Annotated in this window: 10 protein-coding genes and 2 pseudogenes; 3 read left to right on the top strand and 9 right to left on the bottom strand. The window is 67.0% G+C overall.

Annotation, left to right across the window (positions count from 1 at the left end):
* Positions 1–210: 210 nt before the first annotated feature.
* From pglX to AB0O24_RS07715, 4 genes are all read right to left on the bottom strand, one after another.
* Positions 211–3804: a BREX-2 system adenine-specific DNA-methyltransferase PglX gene (gene pglX, locus AB0O24_RS07730; protein WP_275801357.1), complete on the bottom strand. Its 3594-nt coding sequence runs from the start codon at positions 3802–3804 to the stop codon at positions 211–213.
* Entirely contained in the window at positions 3801–7835 is a 4035-nt protein-coding gene (locus AB0O24_RS07725) for an NERD domain-containing protein (RefSeq protein WP_275801356.1), read from the bottom strand. The genes pglX and AB0O24_RS07725 overlap by 4 nt, the downstream gene beginning before the upstream one ends.
* Before the next feature lie 579 nt (positions 7836–8414).
* Positions 8415–9560: a 3'-5' exonuclease gene (locus tag AB0O24_RS07720; protein ID WP_275801364.1), complete on the bottom strand. Its 1146-nt coding sequence runs from the start codon at positions 9558–9560 to the stop codon at positions 8415–8417.
* Positions 9561–9696: 136 nt separating this feature from the next.
* A complete protein-coding gene (locus AB0O24_RS07715; protein WP_363373796.1) occupies positions 9697–16164 on the bottom strand; it encodes a DUF3320 domain-containing protein in 6468 nt (2155 codons plus the stop codon).
* A gap of 248 nt (positions 16165–16412) precedes the next feature.
* Between AB0O24_RS07715 and AB0O24_RS07710 the strand changes: the two genes are divergently transcribed.
* Together AB0O24_RS07710 and AB0O24_RS07705 are read left to right on the top strand one after the other, a co-directional pair.
* Positions 16413–16991: a hypothetical protein gene (locus AB0O24_RS07710; RefSeq protein WP_363373793.1), complete on the top strand. Its 579-nt coding sequence runs from the start codon at positions 16413–16415 to the stop codon at positions 16989–16991.
* Positions 16992–17083: 92 nt separating this feature from the next.
* Positions 17084–17620 carry a hypothetical protein gene (locus tag AB0O24_RS07705; RefSeq protein WP_363373790.1) on the top strand — a complete coding sequence of 179 codons (537 nt, stop codon included), beginning with the start codon at positions 17084–17086 and terminating at the stop codon, positions 17618–17620.
* Positions 17621–17729: 109 nt separating this feature from the next.
* On the opposite strand, the pseudogene AB0O24_RS07700 reads toward AB0O24_RS07705, so the two are convergent.
* From AB0O24_RS07700 to AB0O24_RS07690, 3 genes and pseudogenes are all read right to left on the bottom strand, one after another.
* Positions 17730–18139: pseudogene (locus AB0O24_RS07700) on the bottom strand (Imm70 family immunity protein).
* Positions 18140–18170: 31 nt separating this feature from the next.
* Positions 18171–18539, bottom strand: a complete 369-nt coding sequence (locus AB0O24_RS07695; RefSeq protein WP_363373788.1) for a bleomycin resistance protein — start codon at positions 18537–18539, stop codon at positions 18171–18173.
* A complete protein-coding gene (locus AB0O24_RS07690; protein WP_363373785.1) occupies positions 18536–19228 on the bottom strand; it encodes a DUF4386 domain-containing protein in 693 nt (230 codons plus the stop codon). Before AB0O24_RS07690 ends, AB0O24_RS07695 begins: the two co-directional genes overlap by 4 nt.
* 29 nt (positions 19229–19257) lie before the next feature.
* On the opposite strand from AB0O24_RS07690, the gene AB0O24_RS07685 reads away from it, so the two are divergent.
* The gene (locus AB0O24_RS07685; RefSeq protein ID WP_363373782.1) at positions 19258–19941 is read left to right on the top strand and encodes a TetR/AcrR family transcriptional regulator C-terminal domain-containing protein; all 684 of its coding nucleotides are present in this window, start codon (positions 19258–19260) and stop codon (positions 19939–19941) included.
* A gap of 72 nt (positions 19942–20013) precedes the next feature.
* Here AB0O24_RS07685 and AB0O24_RS07680 read toward each other — a convergent pair.
* Positions 20014–20157, bottom strand: a pseudogene (locus AB0O24_RS07680) (peptidase E); the annotation flags it as partial.
* A gap of 27 nt (positions 20158–20184) precedes the next feature.
* Positions 20185–21552 (bottom strand): replicative DNA helicase, encoded by a 1368-nt coding sequence (gene dnaB, locus AB0O24_RS07675; protein WP_307383928.1) that lies wholly within the window; start codon positions 21550–21552, stop codon positions 20185–20187.
* Positions 21553–21804: the final 252 nt, after the last annotated feature.

The raw sequence follows: 21804 nt of genomic DNA, 5'->3' as shown, positions 1-21804 counted from the left end.
ACGCGCCGCGAGACGACTGTCTGCTCAATGAACCGGCGACGAGGTCGAGCCCTTCACCGAGAGCCTTGGCGATCGCGTCGGTCACGACGTAATCGCGGATCGTCTGCTCGTGGCGTGCGACACCCTCGTCGAGCTTGATGACGAAGTCAGCGGCCTCGACCCGCTGCGGCAAATCGATGAGATCCCGCAGCGGAGAGCTGAGCGTGAAGGTCATGCCTTCTTCCTTCCACGAGTCGCGGGGGCCGGGCGCCACGCGAGAACAGTGTCGGCACCGATACCGAGGCGACCGAGCAGCGCGGTGGTCGCGCCCGAGACCGCGGATGCCGGGCTCACACCCGAACGCGAGTCGATGTCGCTGTACCACTGATCGAGCCAGGGCTGCAGCTCGATCAACGCGCCAATCAGCGGAATGACCTGCTCATCGGGCGCGCCCGCCCTCGACAGTTCGTTGGCGAGGCGTGCGATCGCCTGTCCACGCTCGGAGTGGTCCCACCCGGCCCACCCATACAGCTCGGTGGTGTCGTCGGGGAGCCGGGCCCCAGGGAACGACAGGAATCGCTCTTTGGGCACATCAAGCTTTCCTCGCGCCGACCAGTAGCTCGTCTTCACGAAGTCTGCTTGCCCGTACTTGGGCGGCAGGGGGACCTCGACCCGCTCACCCCGGTCTTCAGCACGCTGCGACTCCCACGTACGCTCCCACGAGCGGAACTTCTCTATACCCGCGGGCTTGTACCGCAGCGGCGCGAACGTCGGGACGGCCTCTGCCGAAAGAAGCTTGCCGACCTCGATCGTCAAGTCGAAGTCAGCCCAGCCAGAGTGAATCGTCAGGAGTTCGCGCACTCGTTCGTCGCGTCGCAATTCATCCGCAACCTGCGCAGCGGAACGGACGAGGGGGCGTCCGGCTCTGTCTCGCCATAGTTCGGCAGCCTCCAGCCGGTCAAGCAGGGCATCCTTGACCGCGCTGGCGAGGAGGTCCTCCCAGGACGCACCCGCCCAACGTCGTTTGTATTCCGGGCGCTCTAGCAGCCTCAGAGCGGGGTTCTTCTGCTTGGCGATGAACCGCTCCTGCCAGAGGTCGCCGTACCAGTGCGGCCAGTTCTGGTTGGGCGCGAAAAGCGGTTCACGCCCGTGCCGTTCGAACCACGCAGTCTTCTCGGTGCCGGCGGCCACTGCACGCGCCAACCCCACATCCATGACACGCTCATTCGCATCAATGGGGACCATCTGCGTGATGGGAGGAGCCAGAGACTCGTCCGCGAGACCGTACGCAACGTAGGTCTGCCAATCGAGTTCTTCCTGGAGAAAGACGAGTGTACGGCGAGCCGCATCCCACCGCTCGTATGCCTCTGAAAGCGCTCGACGCACATCCGTTGGCGCGGAGGCAAGAACCGCTCGCGGGGAAGCCTCGACTTGAAGTCGCGCTTGCTCGTCCACCCGCGAAGCGACGCTGCGCAACAAAAGCGGTGGAAGCGGAAACTCCTGGAGCTTAGTGGCCGTGAACTCGTAGGTGTTCTTCCACGCCTCGTCACCACCGGCGGCGTATCCCGCATCGACTCTGGCCCCGCCCCCCTCGCCCTTGTTGTGACTGACTTGCTTGAGCCAGAAGCAGGCGGTAGAGGAATTGAGCACGCCGAGTAGGTCGAAGTGGTCGTCCTCGGTGGCACCCTCCGGCAACTTGATCACCGGCGCCGAACGGTTGAACACCTTGCCACCCCGGTCCAGCACGAAGTGGTTGTGCGTCGCCACGAACGCGAACGTGATTAGAAAATCAGCCGACAGCCTCCGTGGGTTCGGCAGGATGTAGGTTCCCCACCACGCACCGCGATCCTCGCGAGTCTGTTGGAACGCAAGCCCTGCGCGAAGTGTCGATCGGAAAGGCCAATATGTCTTCGCTGACTGCTGAGCTTCGGATACCGGATATGGATAGATAGCCTGCGAATCTGCGGAGACACTGAAATCACGCACTGTGTCACCTTCCACGAACAGGCGCATCGGCGTGCGTTCCCATCGCGTGGAGCCCACCCGCCGACGGCGAACGAAGAATTCATCGTCCCCAGTGATCGCGGCGAACCCCATCGACTCGACGACCTCGGCGAGATCTCTGCGGGACGCGGACTCGATAGCTTTTTTCAGATCTCCCGCTCCGCCACCAGATAGGGACCACGGGAAGCTGGCGAACCGCTCGCGGGGTATGTCAGCGACCGTCACGAACGGCCCGTCGTAGCCGGGCCGTTCGACATGGTCGACGATGTCGCGCCACACCAGGCCTTGTGCAGGCTCTGCGGGCTGTCCCGGCTCGCCGCGCACGCCAAGCACCGCCCGCACGTTGTCGGCCTGAGGCTTGCGGGGTCGGCCTGCGAGGATAACCGTCGGCGTTCCGTGGCCGGGGATGTAAGCACCCGACGTATCGATGATGTGACTGAGGTCGACGTACGACGGTCGCGTCCTACCGGTGTAGGCGCCGGAGAGGAACTGCTCGATGAGCTTTTTTCCGAACTCCCGCTTCATGAACGCGTTCGACGTGATCTGCCCGACGTGCCCCGCGCCGCCAGCGGCATCCGGTTGCTTCGCGAGCCGGAACAACAGCTCCATAAACGGCACGGAGAGTGCGTACTTGCCGTGACAGGTCTTGTACAGCTGCCGGTACGTGTCACGCAGTGCAGCATCGGGCGGCTGGATGTACGGCGGGTTCGCCACCACCACGTGGTACTGGCCGGGAGCGAGTATGTTCGCGTGCTCCTGTAGGTCTTCCGCCTGATAGGCGAACACCTCGCCGTCTCCCATGTCGAGCTTCGCCTCGGGGCTCTGCCCGCCGAGCAGGGAGTCTCCGATCGCGAGGTGATAGCGGAAGGCTGGCGCGGCAACCAGGGTGCGGATCCCGGCGGCCTTGATCGCGGCGACTGTTAGACGGAAGCGTGCGATCGCGATGGCGAACGGGTTGAGGTCGACGCCGTGGATCGTGTCCAGTGCACGCTGGGCGCGGTCACCTCTGTCGAGTCCCGGCGCTGCGGTCGACCACTCGGCCATGAGCCGATCGAAGGCACCGAGCAGGAAGTGGCCTGAACCGCACGCCGGGTCGATCAGCTTGAGCCCGGTGAGGCCGAACTCCTTGATCGCGGGCGTGAGGGTGAGATCGAGGATGAAATCCTCGACGAAGTCGGGAGTCTGCAGCAGAGCGAACGTCTTCCTCGCGTAGTCGGAGAGGTCTTGGTACAGGTCACCGAGGAAGCGCGTGCCGAGGGCGGGATCGCTGAAGTCGTGCACGAGCGCGCCGTCGGGAGTCGTGCGTCGAAAAAAGTCGCGCAGCCCGTCCGAAGCCGTCGCCGAGATCTCGGCGTTCCACACGGCCGAGTGATTCCGGTCGACCAGAGGTCCCCCGGCGGGGAGATCGACGAGCGTACCGAACGCCTGCTGCAGCCAGTCGCGCGAGGTCATCGTCGGCGCCGCGGCGTAGAACGCGGCCTCGTTCTCGACGGCTCGCTCCAGTCCATCGCCCGGAGCTGCGATCCAGGGCTGAGCGACCGGGTGGCCATCCTTGATCGCACCGACGAGAAGGTCGTTGTCTTCGCAGAACCGGATGAACACCGCGGCGATGATCCAAGCGACCCCGGCCTGTGCCACCTCGCCGTCGCGCCAGTCGATCCAGGCAAGTCCCGTGCGCTCACGTGCCTGTGCGCGCTGATACTCGTCCCGGAGGCGTGCGCCCCACGCCGAGTCGACGTCTTCTGCGCGCACGCGCAGATCGACCTCGAGCGTCTTGAGTTCGCGTTTGAGGTCGGCGAGAAGTGCGGCGGAGTCGATCACGAGTTGCCGGCCTTTCGGGTGAGAGCGGTACGGCCGTCGGCGATGGTCGGCGTGTGATTTGCTGCGGTACCGGACGGTGCGACGGCATCGACCGAGAGTTCCAGCCAGCCATCGGCCCCATACGGCATCGGCACGCCGTCGAGGTCGGGTGTGCTACCTGTCAGCGGACGGGGGAGAAGGAACCAGCGGGCAGCTGCACGCGAGGTGGACATGTCCATCACCGAGGTGATGAGGTCGACCAGTCCGAGGCGAGCAAGCACCGCCGCGTTAGTGAAAACGATCGGCTGCGACGAGTTCATGAACTCGTTCCACACCGGCACGATCGCGAGGCGCGCGAGCTGCTGCAGGTTGCGGTGGGCGCTAGTGCCGGCATCCGCTCTGTCGGCATCGAGCACCACCTGCCAGTCGATGCGCTTGTCGGCCGCCGTCGCTCGCAGTGCGTCGAGCGCGACATCCGCCAGGTCGACGACCCGCAGGTCGTACCCGTGGGCGAGCATCGTCGTCGCGAGCGACAACGGCCGTCGCCGAGAGACGACGAGCGCAAGTGCACTTCGGTCGCGAATGGACGCCTGTAGCCGGGCAGCCACGGCAGGATCGCCGGCCGCGCGTCCCCACGTCGTCGACGATCCAGTAGCAGTCGCGGACGCCGCATCAGTGGAACGCAGCGCGTACTTACCAAGCTCTGCACGCCACTCGAGGTGTGGCATCGCCGCCTTCACCGCGGCATCAAGTTCGGGGCGCGGCGGGATTCTGTCAATGGCAGGGAATCGAACGCGCACACGCTGCTCAATGGTCACCACCGCGACTTCACGCGTGGCGGCTGACCGCAAGGCATGCTCGACCGCCCGCGCAGGCGACAAGTCCGCCCGGTACGCCTCGCCCATCGACGACATCCGCCCGCGCGTCGATAGTCCGATCGCAAGTTGAGCGACGCGTGGGTCACTCAACCGCAACGGATTCTCGTCATCGGTTCGCAAGGCCTCCCGCAGGCGTGACGCGGTCACGACGTCGTCGGCCGCGAGCAGCATGTCCACGACCGCTGCACGGTTCAGAAGCGTCTCGAGATGCGTCTCTGCGTCGTCGAAGCTCATGCCTGAGCCGTCTTCGGGTGCATAGGCGACAACGATCCGGGCGCGATCCGCTGCCCGCTGGAAGACGAACTTCGGGTCTCGGTAGCGAGCATCAAGCTCAAGAATCGCCTGCACGACCGCGGTTGCGACCTTCGTGCGCTGCTGCTCGTCATCGATCGAAGATCCGTATTCGCGAAGCAGCTTCGCCGCAAGTTCGTCCACTGTTGCGATGGCTTCGAGATCGCGTAGCCAACGGGCCACATCGTCGGCCGCGGTCTTGAGCGTTCCGCCCTTGCGCAGGCGCTTGAAACGCTCATCGGGCGACTCGCCTGGCTTGGACGAAATGCCGCTGAGGAAGTTCTCGACCGCGCGCCGCCCGCTGCCTGTCGGAACCTCGGCTGTCGTGGTGGTGTGAGCGAGGCGGTCGCGCCACTGCCTGATGCGCGAGCTGATCTCACGACGCACCTGCTCGCCGCTCCCGCGGATCTGGTTGATCACCATGGGCGGCACGCCGAGCAGTTCACCGACGGTCGTCGCGTTGACGCGCGACACCACCGACAAGGCGCGCGCACTGAGACCGGCCTCGGCGAGCGGCGTGTCGAGGGACGCGGCATCCGCCCTTGCATCGTTCGCTTCTGCGACATCGTCGCCGAACGCGGCTCCGGCGAGCGCCGTCACCCAGGCGGCTCGCATCGCATCCAACGACGGATGCCGATCGGCCGCCTCGGGCGAGAGCGCCGTGCGGAAGAACGAGACGAGCCCGTCCGCCACGCCCGCGTTGAACATGCTGGATTGCACCACTGGGGCATCTGTGGCGCCCGCCGGCGCATCACCCGCCGGCCACCACACGGGATCGCCCGACGCCAGTTCGAACAACGTCGCGGCGATCGCGAACCGCTCAGCCGCCGAGTCGTATTGTCGACGCGCGCCCACGCCCAGGTAGGGGTCGAGGTAGGGCCGTGACCCCGACCTGATGTTCGCCAGTGGTTCTTCGGCGAGCGAGAAGTCGAACAGCGTGAGGCGCGGCTTGCGGGTGCCCGGGTCGGGCTTGACGGCGAGGTTGGACGGCTTGATATCGCGGTGGAACACACCGCGCTGCTCGAGATGCGCGACGGCCTCGAAAAGATCGGCGCCGTATCGCTCCAGCTGTTCAATCGTGGCGCGGCCCTCGAGCCGGATGCGGTCGGAGAGCGTCTCGGTGCCGGCATCCGTCATCAGCAAGCCCTGGCGGGTGCCGACGGCCACGGGGCCGTCAAGCCGCTTCACGATGCGCGGGTGATCAAGCCGGTCGAGCACCGTCGCCTCAAGCTGCAGGCGCGCGGCGGCCGCGTCGTCCTTCGCGAGCTTGAGGATGTCGCCTTCGCGGCCAGCCTCGTAGTCGAGCACCTCAAGCGCCACGCCCGTCGAACCGGCTCCGCGACGGCGGGCGATCTCGAAGCGGCCGCCGATGATCTCCCCCACCGACGCGTCCAGTGGGTCGGTCTGCACAGCGACCGGCTCGTCGTGGCTGGTGTCGCGTCTCGCATCCTCGAACGCGGACTGGAAGTCGGCGATATCCAATGTGCGGTGGATCTCGTCGAACGCCGTCGCCTGCGCGATGACGCCGGCCAGCCGGTCAGAGATCTCGGGCATCACCGAGCGCGGGTCGAGTCCCGAGGCATCCGACGCCACCAGCGCTTCGAGCGCCGGCAGATTCAGCGCCGGCGGCTTACCGGTCAACACCGTGAAGGCAACCGCGCCCGCACCGTAGACGTCAAGCGTCTGAGCTGAGGCGGGGGTAGCGTTTCGCAGGGTCTCGGGTGCAAGGTACAGCAGCGCGGCGGGATCGACGACTCCGACCAGATCGGTGATGCCCCGTGAGACCACCGTCGCGGTCGTGGTGCCGGAGTCGGGTCGACGCGCCAAGTCCCAATCACGGATGCGAACCGTGACAGAGCCATCACCGGTGTCTCGTATGCGCACACTCACGGGAGAAAGCGCCCGGTGCGTGAGCCGCTGGCCGTGCGCGAAGCGCACGAGCTCGGCGAGGTCCTGCACGATACGCTCGCGAGCCTCGAACGGGAGGTCGTTGGAGTGCTGCGCGAGGTAATCCTCGAGGCTCAGCTCGTCGGGGTCGTAAGCGAAGAGAAGCGCGGGGCCCTCCTCGGGGGTAAGCAAATCGAGGGGGCCGATAATCCCGGGGTGGACGACCCCGTCGGTAAGACGGAACTCGCGCCGGGCGCGCAGGTCCACGGCGGCGCGTGTATCGCGATCCGCGCCCTTCGGGTAGGGGAACAGCCGGATGCGGCGCTTCGTCACACCGTCGGGGTGCGTGACGAGGAAGTCCTGCCAGCCGGGGCCTTCGCCGAGCGGCTCGGCCGAATCGAGAGCGTACTGGCCGATCATGCGCTGGCGGGGACGCGGCAGCAGACCCGCGGCATCCATCAACGCATCGATCTGCCTCGCGCGCGGGAGGTCAATCGCTTCGCGCGTCGGCGGCTGCGCGAGGAGGACTGAAAACGCGCGATCGGGCGCCAACCCCTGAACGTCGAAACCGTTAAGCGCCCATACAGACTCAGCGCCGAACCGGTCGAGTCGAATCCGCGACCGGCGGCCATGCATGACGACCGACTCATTGACGAAGGGAACAACACTCGTGGGGAGGTTCGAGGTGCGCGCGAGATCCGTCAGCACGGAGCGCAGGCGTTTCGCCTTGTCGTTCGCCAGGAGGCGCGGATTCTTTTCGATTCGGTTCCCAAGGCTCCAAGTTCGCTGGTCACCGGTGATGTTGCCGTGCCAGCCTTTCAGCTCGACTAGGAACAGGCCGGTGCGGGTGAGCAGGAGGACATCGACCTCGTTGAGTCGCCCCTGGGTGTCAGTGAAGGTGACGTTCGCCCAGGCTCGAGCGATCCCGTCATCGGGGAGTAGTTGGCGAATCTTGTCCAGCGCCTCGGCTTCTTGCGCCTGGGCGGCATCGCCCATGACGCGCCACAGTGGTGAATCAACCCGCATCTACGCAGCACACCCCCAAGACAGCGACTCCTCCACAATATCCGGGACCACTCTGACACCCGCGGTTTAGGTTCGCGAGACGGGCGGGATCTCGAGGGCGACCAAATGTTGCGGGCGAGCAGGCCGGCCGAGCGCCCAAAGTACGGGTTGTCGAGCGGAACGCGGCCGTTGCTCGGATTGAGGGCGACCACACCCGTCTATGCGGCGGGCATACGCACCAAACCGTCGATGTCGGCGCCCAGGTGCACGACGCCGAAGCCGCCCGCGGCGGCCCTTCCGCGCCCGAGATCGAGCCGTCGACCGTCCACTCAAGTTCTATGAGCTGCGGGTGATGCCCGACAGGCGCGACACCCCGACGAGAACACGCGCTACTTGGGCATGGTGCTCGACCCGACGATGACGGCGCCCTGCTTGAGCACGCACATCCCCCTCACCGGAGAGTTTCGTTTAGGCACGACACTCGGTGGTCCCGCCCCCCATGTGGTCGAAGAGCGGCGCGTGCCGAGTCCTACCGCGCGCCGCCCCTCGCTCTCAGGCCCCTCGCCGCCGCTACTCGCCAGCGCCCAGCCCCAACAACCTCTCCAGCCCCTCCTCCGTAACGATCGGAATCCCCCAGGCCCGCGCCTGCCGCGCCTTCCCCGACATCGAATCGGGGTCGGCGGCCACGAGCACTTTGGCCTTCTTCACCATGCTGTCCTTTGGAATCAGACCGCGCTGGGTAAGGATGTCGAACCATGCCGCTCGATCTCGGCGCGTGTCGCCGGTGATCACGACGGTGTCACCCGGCGACAGGCGGAAGCCGGTGGTAAGGGTCGGCGCCGCGGCATCCGGTTTCGAGGCGGCGCTGGCGATCGTTTGCGCGTCGATCTCGAGCAAGCTACCGATCTTCTGGATATCAGCCCACTCGTCAGCGGTGAGCTGGTCGTCCGCCCAGGCCGCCGAGACCAACCCGTCGAAGTAGGCGCGGTGGATTCGGCGGACTGCCGTGCTCGAAAGGTTCAGGTCGGCGGCGAAACGGATCAGGTCATCGGTCTCCGTCGCGGACATGTACCGATCGAGGAGGACGCGATCGAGCAGAGCGAGGTAATCGAGATTCAGGGCGCCGTCGTCAACAGCGGCGTCAGTCGCGACGTCCACGTGCAACCGCTCGAGAACCGACCGCGGCGCCGTGTCCGAGTCCGTGCGCGCCAGCCAGGCCGTCGTATCGAACGGCTCATCCGGCCACTCACCCGGGGTCGCGAGCCACCCATCCCACCAGGCGGGATCGTGACCCGCACCGATGTAAGCGCGAAGGAGCGCCGCCGCGGCGAGGGCGTCGGCCGAGGCCCGGTGAGCGTTCTGCATCGCGTATCCGATCGCAGCGCTGCAGTCGGCGAGACTCCGATTGCCCGGCAGGAATGTTCCCGCGAGCTGCATCGTGCACATCCAGTAAGCGAAATCGGGACACGCCAGGCCGGCCTGCTCCATCGAGTGAGCCAAGAACCGTGCGTCGAAACTGGCGTTGTGCGCAACAGGCACCCGCCCGCGCAAGAGCGAAGCAATGGACGGGGCGAGAGCGCCGAACTCCGGAGCGCGCGCGGCCGCGGCGGCGCTGATGCCGTGGATACGCTGCGCGCCCATGTCGCGCATTGGATTGACGAGTGTTTCCCAGACTCCCTCGACGACACCGGTGGGCGACACGTGCACGATCGCCACCTCGACGATGCGATCGTGTTTCTGCGGAAACAGACCCGTCGTTTCGAGATCGACGACGGCGAACCCTCGCCCCATAATGCGCTCCTCACGGTGATCGACGTCACTCTAGCCGTCGGCTGAACGCGATCGTCGCCGCTCAGAAACGGGCGACATAGGCTCCCGACGGCGCAAGCTCGACCCGTCGGGTGGCCACCGCCACCGTCAGAGCCTCGGCAAGTCGCTCGGAGATCTGCGTCGTCATCCGCTTCCCACCGAACAGCCGCAGAGCTTCTCGCTTGATCTCGTCCTCGCGCACCCCACCGCCGAGCTCAGCGACAACGGCCATCGCGTTCGCGATCTCCTCCAGGGCCACGGACTCGAGCGGTCGGCTCTCCCCCGAAGCGCTCGTCCGGACATCTCGCCAGGTGGCGACATCCAGGTCCACCGGCCAGACGAACTGCTCGTCACCCTGGCGGGTGTGAGCATCCGGGATCAGCCGAAGAATCGACGCAGCCCGGGGCCCCGACACACGAGACAGTCCGAACGATTCCGCCACCAGCCTCACCAAGCGTGCTCGCGAGATTGGTCCCTCGGCGACGATCGCCTCCACGAGGACGGAGCGAACCCGCTGAGCAGCAGATGGACTCGGAAGCGCATCAAGCACGGCGACTCCCCCCGACGCGGTGGACGTCCAGGGCACGAAGGGGCGGACGTGCGGATGCGTCACAGTGACGGCATCCTCGTCGTCCTGTCCTGCCGGCATTGCCCCGCGCGGAGGCTCAAACGGCTCCTCCGCCGGAAGCGCGTCAAGATTCTCGACCCGCTCCACCGGCGCGTCTGACACAGACCGGACGCCGGCCTTGGCGGCCTCAACCGCCGCGACGAGCCGGTCGGCCGTGGCATCCGGATCATCCAGGCATTCCGGCAGCCACACCCTTTCGACCCCCGGCCACCGCATCAACCTGCCGAGGACATCAACGGGCAGGCCATCGCGGTCGGCCACCGTGCGGCGCGCGCGCCAGCCCTCACCGTCGAGCAGAACGGCGATGAGCGGCTGGGCGGGGTCGGACGCGGATGCCAGCGTGAGATCGATACGGAAGTCCGAGAGCCCGACGTCCGTCTTCACGACGAGTCCGCGCTCGGTCAGGACCGCGGCGATCTCGTCGCGGTGGCGATCGATCACGGGCGCACGAGACGTGGAGTCATCGGTCGGCGCGACTCCGCGCGCGGCGAGCTCGAGGTAGGACTTCAGGTCTTTGAGTCCCCGGGCGGAGGTCTGCTCAGCCCGGAGCTCAGCGGGATCGAAGCTCGCGTACAGCACGACCTGTCGCCGCGCACGAGTGACCGCGACGTTCAGCCGGCGTTCTCCCCCTGCGCGGGACAGTGGTCCGAAGTTCAGCGGAAGCATTCCGCGGTCGTTCTTGCTGAAGGCGACCGAGAACAGAATCGTGTCGCGCTCGTCACCCTGTACGCTCTCGAGGTTCTTCACGAACAATCCATCGCGCTCGTCGAGTGCGCGGCCGATGCGTTCATCCGGAGCGTCTCGCAGCATGTTGTCGATGAGGTCGCGCTGCTGGACGTTGAACGTGATGATGCCGATCGACGGCGCGGTGTCGCCGGCAGCGGCGAACCGCCGGATCACCTCATCGACGATCGTCTGCGCTTCGACGCGGTTTGTCCGAAGAACTCCGCGCGCGCCCGAACGCTCGAACCGACCGTCGACGCGCACGAGCGAAACTCCGTAGTCGGGCTTCGTCGCGGCGAGCGCGCCGGGTGTGGACGCGGTGAAGTCACGCAGTGGGGCCGGGAACGACGACAGACGGCTTTCGTAGTACTGGTGGTTGCTGAAGGCGATGAGCGCTTCATCTTGGCTGCGGTAGTGCCACGACAGCCACTTGCTCGGAACCCGTGCTTGGGTGCACTCCGTGAGGATGGATTCCTCATCTGCCACGAGACCAGCATCCGCCTCCGCCTCATCGACGTCGGCCGTCACCTCCGCGAAGGTCGATGGAGGCATCTGCTTGGAGTCTCCGACAACCACGACCGATCGCGCTCGCCCCATCGCTCCGACGGCATCCGCGACGCGGATCTGCGAAGCCTCGTCGAACACCACGATGTCGAACATCCCGGCTCGAGCCGGGAAGAATCGCGCGACGGATTCCGGGCTCATGAGCATGCACGGCGTGATCTGGGTGATCAGCTCGCCGTACTTGTCCATGAGCGTCCGCACGCTGTCCCCACCCCGCTGCCGCGAGAGCTGACGTTTGAGCGCGCCCATGTCGCCGCCGTCGAAGGTCGGGTCGAACCGCCGCTGGGAGAGGATGTCAGCTGGCAGAGCCCGCGGAAGCTCGCCGCGGATGGCTGCCGAGCTCGCAGCGAACCGTTCGATCGTCCGGTTATGCGCCGCGGGATCGAAGTCGCTGAGCGCGGTCGCGTCTTCGCGTTCACCGAGGGACGCCGCCGCGACGCCCTTGTCGAAGGCGAGCGCCGCGTCGTCGGCACGGATGCGCCCGGCCAGAATCGCCTCCCGCGCCACATTCATCCCCTGGCGCCGAAGGGGCTCCACGTGCCGGAGCAGGTCGATCCAGCGGCCGAGGGTGACAGGTTGGGTCGTCGCCAGGTTGCGCGCCGCACGTGTGCGTTCCCAGGTCGATGCGACTCCTTCATCTCCGGCCCAGGCGGCGAGCTGGTCAGGCGACGCGCGACCTCCCGCAGCAGCGACTGTCGCCCGCCACGCCGCAGCGAGCGCCGCGTACCGCTCAGCCGCCGCCACATCCGGGGTCGTCGTCTCATACACCCGGCGCAGGTCCAAGCGGAGATCTCCGGCAGTCGAGGCATCGGATGCGAGCGTTGTCGAAAGCCAACCCACCCACCTGAGGGCGGCCACGACCTGGTCGGCTGTGCCCGGCATGTAGGGATTGACGTCGGGGGCCGCGACGACGACGGGCAGTCGCTGCAGCTCACCACGTATCTCGTCGACCTGGGCGGCCGTCTCGGCCATGGCGCCGGTCAGTGCCGACAGGCTGCGCAGGTCGATCGCGGCCTGCTCGACGCGCAGGTCGGTCGCGAACTGGGCGAGTACCGCACGCCGACGCTTCTTGCGACCGAAGAACGACGACTCATCCGCGGCCAGGGCGGCTGCGTGAATCTCGCGAACGTCCCGCGAGAGCACCCGCGGATCGACCTGGCCGAGCCATGCAGGCGGCTGCGCTGCGGCCGCTGCCAGCCGCCGAAGGAGGTCATCAATCGACTGGAGCTGGACACGGTCGAGGGCACTGAGAGGATGGCGCGGCGCACGAGCGACACCCGCCCACGCTTCGAGCTGCTGCGGATCGCGCACGCGAGACAGCAGTTCGCTCAGACCGACGGCCGCGAGCGCGTCGTCGAAAGTGCGCGCCGCGCTATGCAGCGAGACCGCGTCGATATCGGGATCGTCGACGAACCCCCACGGATGCGTCGCTGCCGGGCGGGCGAGATCGCTGACCGCCGGCAGCTCTCGCAGAAGTGTGCGCAGCTGGTCGATGTGATCGCCCGACGCAACCAGGGAATGCGGCACATCCAAGGGCGGGATGTCCGCGGCGGATGCCAACATCTGCGATCGAGCCGAGTACAGGGACAGACCCGCCGCGTTCGGTTCGTGCACCCGCTGCGCGTAGCGCGACAGCGCGCCACGGCTGGACTCTGCCGCCTCCCGCTGCGCGGACAACGCCGCCCGGTCGGGCCGGGCAGTGGCGTCGAGCGCTGCCCTGAGCTGCTCGCGCACGGCATTCGGCCGCGCACCCTTGTCGTGCAGGTCGAGCGAGAAGGCGCCAAGCCCGACGGCATCCAATCGATCTTTCACGACCTCCAGCGCCGCGCGCTTCTCCGCGACGAAGAGCACGCGCTTGCCGGAAGCCAACGACCGAGCCAGCAGGTTCGTGATGGTCTGCGATTTGCCGGTGCCCGGAGGACCTTCGAGCACGAACGTGCGGCCCTCGACGGCTTCGACCACGGCCTCGAGCTGCGAAGAGTCCGCGGAGACGGGAACCTGCGCCGAGAGCGCATCGAGATCGACGTCGACCGGCGCCGGTACCGCATCGATGTAGGCCTCATTCGGCGACTGGATGAGGTGGGTGACGAGCGAGTTTGACGCGAGCTCTTCCCAGTTGTCGTCGAGATCCTTCCACAGGCGGAACTTCGCGAACTGCAGGATGCCGAGATGCACGGTGTCCTCGACGACGAAGGGGCGCTTGGCGTCGACCATCGCCTGGCGCACCGCATCGAACGCGGCGCCGAGGTCGATCCCCGCGGCATCCGTCGTCGGATTCGCGAGCCCGGGGACCTCGATGCCGAAGCTCACCTTCAGCTTCTCGAGGAGGCAGTAGTTCGGCGTGGACGCGCCCGCCTCGTCGAGGACGAGACGGAAGGACTGTCCACGCGACACACTTTCCAACGTCACCGGGACGAGAATGAGCGGCGATTGCAGCTGCCGGTCGTTGAACTCCCAGCGCAGGGTGCCGAACGCGAGGTACAGGTTGTTTGCGCCGGTCTCTTCGGTGACGGTCTTTGCCTTCGCGGCCAGTGCACGCAGCCTCGTTGTGTAGGCCGCTTGTGTGACATCGGTCAGGTGCGCCTGCCTCTTGTCGGCCAGAAGCGCCTCTCGTTCGGCCTCGTCGCGGTCGCGACCGAAGCGGATGCCACGCTCTCGCGCGATCTCGGGAACATCGTCGGACGCGAGAAGAGTGACGCTCGCGCCTCCGTTGATCATGTCCTCGAGCCGACCGAGTGCCGTGCCCGGCACCGCGAGTTGGTACCCGGCACGGCTCGTGAAGTTGATGAGCCGGTTGCGCAGACTCAGGTCGAGCAGAGCGTTCTTCCACTGCGCCACCCGCGGCGGAGCCAGTGGGCGACCCTGCGCATCGCGCTGGTCGGCGACGAACGGCACCAGGACGCGATCCGGCGGTCGATACTCGACGACGGTCACCTCACCATCGGGACCCACGGTACGACTGGGCAGTGGGAAGATGCCGTTCTCACGGGCGGCGCGCACGTCGGTGATGCCGAGGATCTCGTCCCGACGCGCTTCGAGGTACACCTGGGGCGCGGCGCGGGCGACGTCGAACGTGGCGGATGCTGGACCGCCGGTCACCTTCGTCGTCTCGAGCAACGAGATCCGGCCCAGCTTCGTGAGGTTGACCGCTTCTTCGCTGTCGGTGGTCGCGGGCAGTCCGAGGCTGCCGTTCTCCCGCCAGTACCCGAGGAAGATGTGTCCGTTCACCATCCACAGCGTCGAGTTGATCCCGATCTGCTCGAGCAGCGCGGCGAGCGTCAGCGTCGTGTCGAGACACGTTCCGAGTCGCCCTTCGAGCACCTCTTGCGGCGTGCGGATCTTCTGACCGCGCAGGCCCCAGCTCGCCGGAGGCTCCGCATAGCGGATGTCACGTTCGCGCACGGCATCCCAGATGGCCGCCACCATGGCATCCACCCTCGCCGGGTTGTCGCTCTGGTAACCGTCGAGCTCCGTGCGACCGCTCGACTGCCCCAGCAGGTCCGAGGCACGCTGCAGGACGGGCGTCAGCGCGGCCGCCTGCGGCTGAGCGAAGGATGCCAGGAGCTCGAGGCCGAGGTGCAGCTCCCGGGCGATCCACTGATTCGCGGCGAGCACAGTGACCGGATGCCGATGCTCGGCGATCAATCCGCCGTCCGGTCCGCGCAGAGTGAGAGTGATGGAGCCAGGCTGTTCCGTGTCAACCTGAAGCATCGGAGCGGGATCGAGGGAGAGCAGGTCGAGCCCCGCGAGTGTCTTGAGACCGGGCGCGAGGTCGAGGATCACGACTTTGGGAGCCCCCAGGGATCCACTGGCCGTCGCGGCCTCGATCTCGAGCGACGCTCCGCGAAGCTCGGGCCCGGCGTACGAGACCCGTACCTCCTGCACGGGCACGATGCGGGCGTGCGCCATGGCATAGCTGAGCTCGCTGACCGCGTCGAGCGAAAGACGCGCGCTCGGCGTCGGCGCAGGTGCGGGCACCGACGCGTCCGTCTCGGGCTGCTCGCGCAACTGACGGCGGGTGAGCGGCGGTGTCGCTGACTCTGTGGGCCGCGCGGTGGTGGCCACCGGCTCGGCCGACGACGGGAGGGGAACAGCCGGTGGCGCGGGAAGGGGCGCGCTCGGCGGCGCGGGAAGGGTGTGGCCGGTGGATCCACCGCCCAGCGCCGACAGCACCGTCGGCTTGCGCGCCGCGATCCGCTGCGCTTCGTCGGCCGCGCCCACTTCGCGAAGGAGCAACTCCGCCGAATCAAGAGCCCGATAGGTTTCGGCGGGGCTGAACTCGACCTGGTGCGCATGTTTGTTGCGCACCTCGCGCATCTCACTCGCCCAGTTCGTCGCTTGCCGCGAAAGATGCCCGTCGAAGGGGTAGCCGAGGTTGCCCAACTTCTCGGTCATCACTCGCAGCATCAGTCCGACATCGTTCGCGTGATGGTGTGAGGCGGGTCTGCCCGCGAGCTCGTCTTTGTGAGCGATGACCTGCACCCACGACGGCCCCTGAGGGAGACGCTCCGCGAACACCCGCTCGATGAACGGACGGAGGCCTTCTGCCAGGTCGTCGATGGAATCGCCGATGATCTGGCGTGTATCGATGGTCATGACATCTCCCTGACGCCCGTTACGACTCGGACGTGGTATCGGAGCCTAGATGATCGTGAGCGGCGGTTTGGGAACGCACGCTCAACTGTCTTGCGCGGCATCGCGGGGTGGTCGAAGAGAACACCAGAAGTGCCACCGCTTGCGTCCACTCACGCGTGTACTGGCGCGGATTGCGGACTATGGCACCGACCTGTGGCGCTCCAGGATTGCTCTGGCCCATGTCCGACCCCCGGAGTACCCTCCCCACCATGACCCCCGCCACCCTCTTCCTCCACGCCGATGCCGCGCTGCGCGAGGTCATCGATCAGCTCGATCCCGCCGACTTCTCCGCTTCCGTTCCGAAGGAGTGGAGCCAGCTCGAATCGCCCACGCTGCTCGTCATCCTCGGGCGCCATGCGTATGACGAAGCCTGGATTCCCGACGTGCTCGCGGGCCGAGCCGCGGCGGACGGCGACCCGTACGCCGACAGCGATCTACTGGGCGACAACCCGATCGCCTCCTACGACGCGCTCAACGACACGGCGACAGCAGCCGTGCGGTCAGGCGACGTCGCCGAGACCTTCCGCTTCACCTACGGCGACTACCCGGCGGCGGAAGGTTTCGCGCACCTCGCGACCTACCGCGCGTTCCAGGCGTACTCGATCGCGAAGCATTTCGGCATCCCGTTCCACCTCTCCCCCGAGCTGGTCGCCGGGTTCAACGAGCACGTGGTCCCGCACGCCGACGAGTGGCGGCAGTGGGGCGTCTTCCCGTCGGCGGTCGAGCCACCCGCAGATGCCGACGACGAGACGCGGCTGCTCTGCGCTCTGGGGTTCTGGGCTTCCTAGGTAGGAGCGGCAATCCGCTCTGTGCCCGGTGGCGCCAACGTCGCGATAAGTATGATCGCGGTCATGACGACTGTTCCTGCTCAAAGGCACTCGTGATCACCGAAGAGCCCTGGTACTCGCAGCTTCGAGTTCGCTGGAAGCCGGAGCACGTGAAGCTCCTGATGATTGCGGAGAGCGCTCCCGACGACCGCGGCGACCTCAGCAATCGCCGGTTCTTCTACGCGGATAGGCTCGGCGCCGACAACCTGTTCCGAGGCGTCGTTGAGGCGATGTACGGAGTCGCAAAGGACGATCTCAAGCGAACAGGAAAGGGCCCGTGGCTCGAGCGGCTCCGATCTGATGGTTTCTTTCTGATCGACCTGGCCCCGCATCCTGTCAACGCTCTCACCGGCCAAGAACGACGGCGTTCCCTGATTCAGTCAGTGCCAAACTGCGTGGCGCGCGCGGCTCAGCTGAATCCCGATGGTGTGGTGGTCGTCAAGGCGGACCTCTACCCAATGCTCGCAAGCCCCCTACGCGACGCGGGGCTCACGCTGCTCCAGGATGGTCCGATCGCCTTCCCCTTGGGCAACACCCGTGCAGAGTTCGTTGCCAGCTTCAATCGAGCTCGCGGCAACCTCGAGGCGTAGCTGAACATACAGCGCGAGCCGAAACCGCCAACAGCTGGGGTCAATCCATCGCCTCGAACATGTGGATCCGGGTCGAGCGCGGAGTGCTCGGTGAAGCGACTCGGAGGCCTCAGACGATTCGCAACGGCTTCCCCGTCTGAGCGCTCGCATCCAGAGCGGCATCCATCACCGCAAGAAGCTGCCGCCCATCGGCCGTCACGAAGTAATCACCGAGCGAGGTGATCGTGTCGGCGATGTCGCTCCCCCACGGCGGAACGAGGCCCGGCTTCTCGATGTCCCAGACCACGTCGGCGGGCGGGTGTTGTCGCAGCTCGCGCTGGTGTTCGCCAGTTCCGCGCGCGCGAGCTGGGCGGCATCCGGAGACAACTCACCATCCCGGTAGAGAGCCGCGAGCGTCGGGAACCGCGAGCCACGATCACCGTCCTCGAGCCGAACCGTGACGGTGTCGAAGAACGAGCCGAGAAAGTCAGCGCGACCGATCGGATACGCGATAGGGCCCACCCCCAGACTGACGCTCATGGCAAGAGCTTAGGGAGGCTCAGTCCACGTCTCACGGCGCGAGGTTCTCGATCAGGTTCAACTGCGTGCCGTCGATGTCGATCAGGTTGCCGATACGCAAACCCGACGGCTGCGTCACCACGGGATGAACGCGCGGGAACCCGACCGTCGACTCGACCACACCCGCCGCCGTGATGCGTCGATACAGCTCGTTGACGTCGTCGACGCGGATGCTGCACATGAACGAGCTGCTCGCGGGGTCGAGGTCGGCGAAGAGGAAGAACTCCAGCGTGAGGTCGCCGCGCCGCAGGATCAGCCAGCCGTCGTCCCGGTAGTCACGCTCGAAGCCGAACCCGCCGTAGAACGCGATGGTGGCGTCGAAGTCGCGGGACGGCAGGTTCGGCACGGCGCGATCGGTCATGCCGGAGACCCTATCGGGCCACTCGACTGGGCGGAGAGGTCCTTGGCGACAGGCTCCCGGAACCCGCGGACGATGAGCAGGATCGCGAGCCAGACCTCGAAGGCGAACACCGGCAGCGCCGCCACCCCCGCGACCGGCCCGTTGAGAGGGATGACCGCCCACAGCTGACAAAGGTTGCTCGCGAGCACGAGCGCGCCCCCGGCGAGGCTGAGCGCAGCGAGCGCACGGGGCACGACGCGCGTGTCCCACAGCAGCCACCCGAGCACGATCGTGTTGACGCTGATCACCAAGCCCTGACCCACGAGGAACGAGGCGGTGTGCATCGCGGATGCCACCTCCGCCACCGCGCCACCAGCCATCGGCGCCCACATCATCGCGAGCATCGGCAGCGTCCCGGCGATGATGACCGCCGCCTCGACCGCGCGAAGCAGAGCGAAGGTGGCGGCGCGGACCGGTCCAAAGGTGCGCAAGAGGTGCCAGAGCAGCACCCCCGTTCCCGCGCAACCAATCGCGAGGGCGAACTCGAGCGTGATTCCCGCGGAGAGAAGCCCGGCGCCATACGCGACCACGGCGACGACCGAGGTCACGTGAGTCACCAGGTAGAGGATGCCGGCGGCGCGGGCGTGCTGGCGCGGGGTGTGCCGCGAGAGGGACGGAGAAGCGTCGGTATATACGGTGTATGCCTGCATGATCGAGAGTATGGATATACGCTGTACATATGTCAACTCCCCCGCGCCTCGACAGGGAGCGCGTCGTCGAGGCTGCGGTCGCGATGGCTGACGAGCAGGGACTCGAGCGGACGAGCATGCGGGCCCTCGCTGATCAGCTGAAGGTCACCCCGATGGCGCTGTACAACCACGTCGCCAACCGTTCCGAGCTGATCGACAACATGCTCGACCACGTCATCGCAGGCATCCCCGACGTTGCCGCTGAGGGTGACTGGATGCACGCGACGCGGGCACGGATCTTCGCGGCCCGAGCGGCGTTCGCCGCGCATCCCTGGGCTCGAGAAGCGATCGAGACCCGTCCGCTGGCGACCCCGCTGACCCTGCGGCACATGGACGCCCTCATGGCGGGCATGTTCGCCGGCGGGCTCTCGGCCGACCTCGTGCATCACACGATGCACGCCCTGTCGACACGCATGTGGGGCTTCACACGGGACGTGCTCCCGACACCCCAGCCACCCAGCGATCCCGACGAACGGGCGCGCGCGATGGCGGCCTTTGCGACGTCGTATCCCGCGATCGTGCGCATGGCCACCACCTCTCCCCACGCGGGAGAGGCGTGCGACGACGACGCCGAGTTCGGTTTCGCCCTTGACCTGATCCTCGCCGGGACGCAGCGGCTGCACGAGCAGGGGTGGACCCGCGCGATGCCCGTCGACGACGCCCTCCGGGGCTGATCGACCCCCCGGTTAAGCCCCGCCTGCGAAGTGCTCCCAGCGCCCCTCCGACACCACGCGCACCTCATCGCCCTCGGGCGTGCACATCGGGTGGCCCCACTGCGCCGTCGGGATCACCAACGCGCGCGACTCCTCGATCGGCTCGCCGAGCGGCTCGACGAGAGCGGCACGGATGCTGTCGTTCGTGACGCCGCCCGACGTCAGAAGAAGTCTCACGCCGTCACCGCGATCGACACGGCTGGGTCACATCCCCGGCGCCATGTCCGCGAACCGCGAATAGTGCCCCTGGAACGCCACCGTGATCGTGTCGGTCGGCCCGTTACGGTGCTTCGCCACGATCAGGTCGGCCTCGCCGGCGCGCGGGGAGTCCTTCTCGTATGCGGCCTCACGGTGCAGGAGCACGACCATGTCGGCATCCTGCTCGATCGAGCCCGACTCACGCAGGTCGGAGAGAGCCGGCTTCTTGTCGGCGCGCTGCTCGGCGCCACGGTTCAGCTGCGACAGGGCGATGACGGGAACCTGCAGCTCCTTCGCCATCAGCTTCAGCGCACGCGAGAACTCACTGACCTCTTGCTGGCGCGACTCGACGCGCTTACCGCTCGTGAGCAGCTGCAGGTAGTCGATGACGACCATCTTCAGACCCTCGCGCTGCTTGAGGCGACGGCACTTCGCCCGAATCTCGACGAGCGTCATGTTCGGGCTGTCGTCGATGTAGAGGGGCGCGTCGTTGATGCGGCCGCGGGTGGCGGCGACGGTGGTCCAGTCGCGGGAGTCGAGGGTTCCCTTGCGCATGCTCTGCAGCGGGATGGCTCCCTCGGCGCTGAGCAGGCGCATCGCAATCTCGGACCGACCCATTTCGAGCGAGAAGAAGATGCACGGAGCGTTCGACTTGATCGCGGCGGCGCGGGCGAAGTCGAGCGCGAGCGTCGACTTACCCATGGCCGGACGCGCGGCGAGAACGATCATCTGACCGGGGTGCAGGCCGTTGGTCAGCTGATCGAGACCGGCGAAGCCGGTGGGGATGCCGGTCATCGACCCGTCGCGGCCGCGAGCGGCCTCGATCTCGTCGACAGCGGCATCCACGGCCACCGTCAGGGGAATGTAGTCTTCGGCGCTGTCGTCGCCCGAGACGTTGTAGATCTCGGCCTGAGCGCTGTTGACGAGCTCGGTCGGGTCGCCCTCACCGGCGTAACCCATCTGCACGATGCGGGTGCCGGCCTCGACGAGGCGGCGGAGCAGAGCGCGCTCGGCGACGATCGACGCGTAGTAGCCGGCGTTCGCGGCGGTCGGCACGATCGAGGTCAGGGTGTGGAGGTAATCCGCACCCCCGGCGCGCTGGAGTTCGCCGGTCTTGATGAGCTCGTCGGTGACGGCGACGACGTCGGTCGGCTCACCGTGCGAGTAGAGGGTGAGGATCGCCTCGAAGATCAGCTCGTGCTTCGGCACGTAGAAGTCGGGGCCGCGGAGGGTCTCGATGACATCCGCCACGGCATCCTTCGACAGGAGCATGCCGCCCAGAGCGCTCTGCTCGGCCAGCATGTCGTGCGGCGGGGTGCGCTCGGGGCGCGGCGCTTTTCCGAGACGCTCTTCGGCGATGTCAGCGATCGACACGTGCTCTCCTTCAGTGCTCCGACGCCCCCTCACCTCCTCGCGCGCGCGCGTGGGAAGGTCGGGAACGCTGCGGGTGGGACGATCTCGCCAGCATGAAATCACCAACATCCGACATCGACGCGCGCCGGCGGTGAGGGGGATGCCCGAGGGGCTGCCCCCACGCTAGATACCACTGTCTCCACATGCAAACAGACCTGTGGATAACTCTGTGGAGAGTTTGCGGGAAACGCCGCCACGTCTGTGCACAACTAC

Source organism: Microbacterium sp. NPDC086615 (genome assembly GCF_040686055.1).
In the GTDB taxonomy this organism is placed as follows: Bacteria; Actinomycetota; Actinomycetes; order Actinomycetales; family Microbacteriaceae; genus Microbacterium.
This window is presented reverse-complemented; position numbering and strand designations above follow the sequence as displayed.

Coding starts and splice junctions, on each gene's coding strand:
- AB0O24_RS07685 (WP_363373782.1), top strand. CDS start 19,258: ATGTCAACTCCCCCGCGCCTCGACAGGGAGCGCGTCGTCGAGGCTGCG.
- AB0O24_RS07725 (WP_275801356.1), bottom strand. CDS start 7,835: ATGGGCGATGCCGCCCAGGCGCAAGAAGCCGAGGCGCTGGACAAGATT.
- AB0O24_RS07710 (WP_363373793.1), top strand. CDS start 16,413: ATGACCCCCGCCACCCTCTTCCTCCACGCCGATGCCGCGCTGCGCGAG.
- AB0O24_RS07690 (WP_363373785.1), bottom strand. CDS start 19,228: ATGCAGGCATACACCGTATATACCGACGCTTCTCCGTCCCTCTCGCGG.
- AB0O24_RS07715 (WP_363373796.1), bottom strand. CDS start 16,164: ATGACCATCGATACACGCCAGATCATCGGCGATTCCATCGACGACCTG.
- AB0O24_RS07695 (WP_363373788.1), bottom strand. CDS start 18,539: ATGACCGATCGCGCCGTGCCGAACCTGCCGTCCCGCGACTTCGACGCC.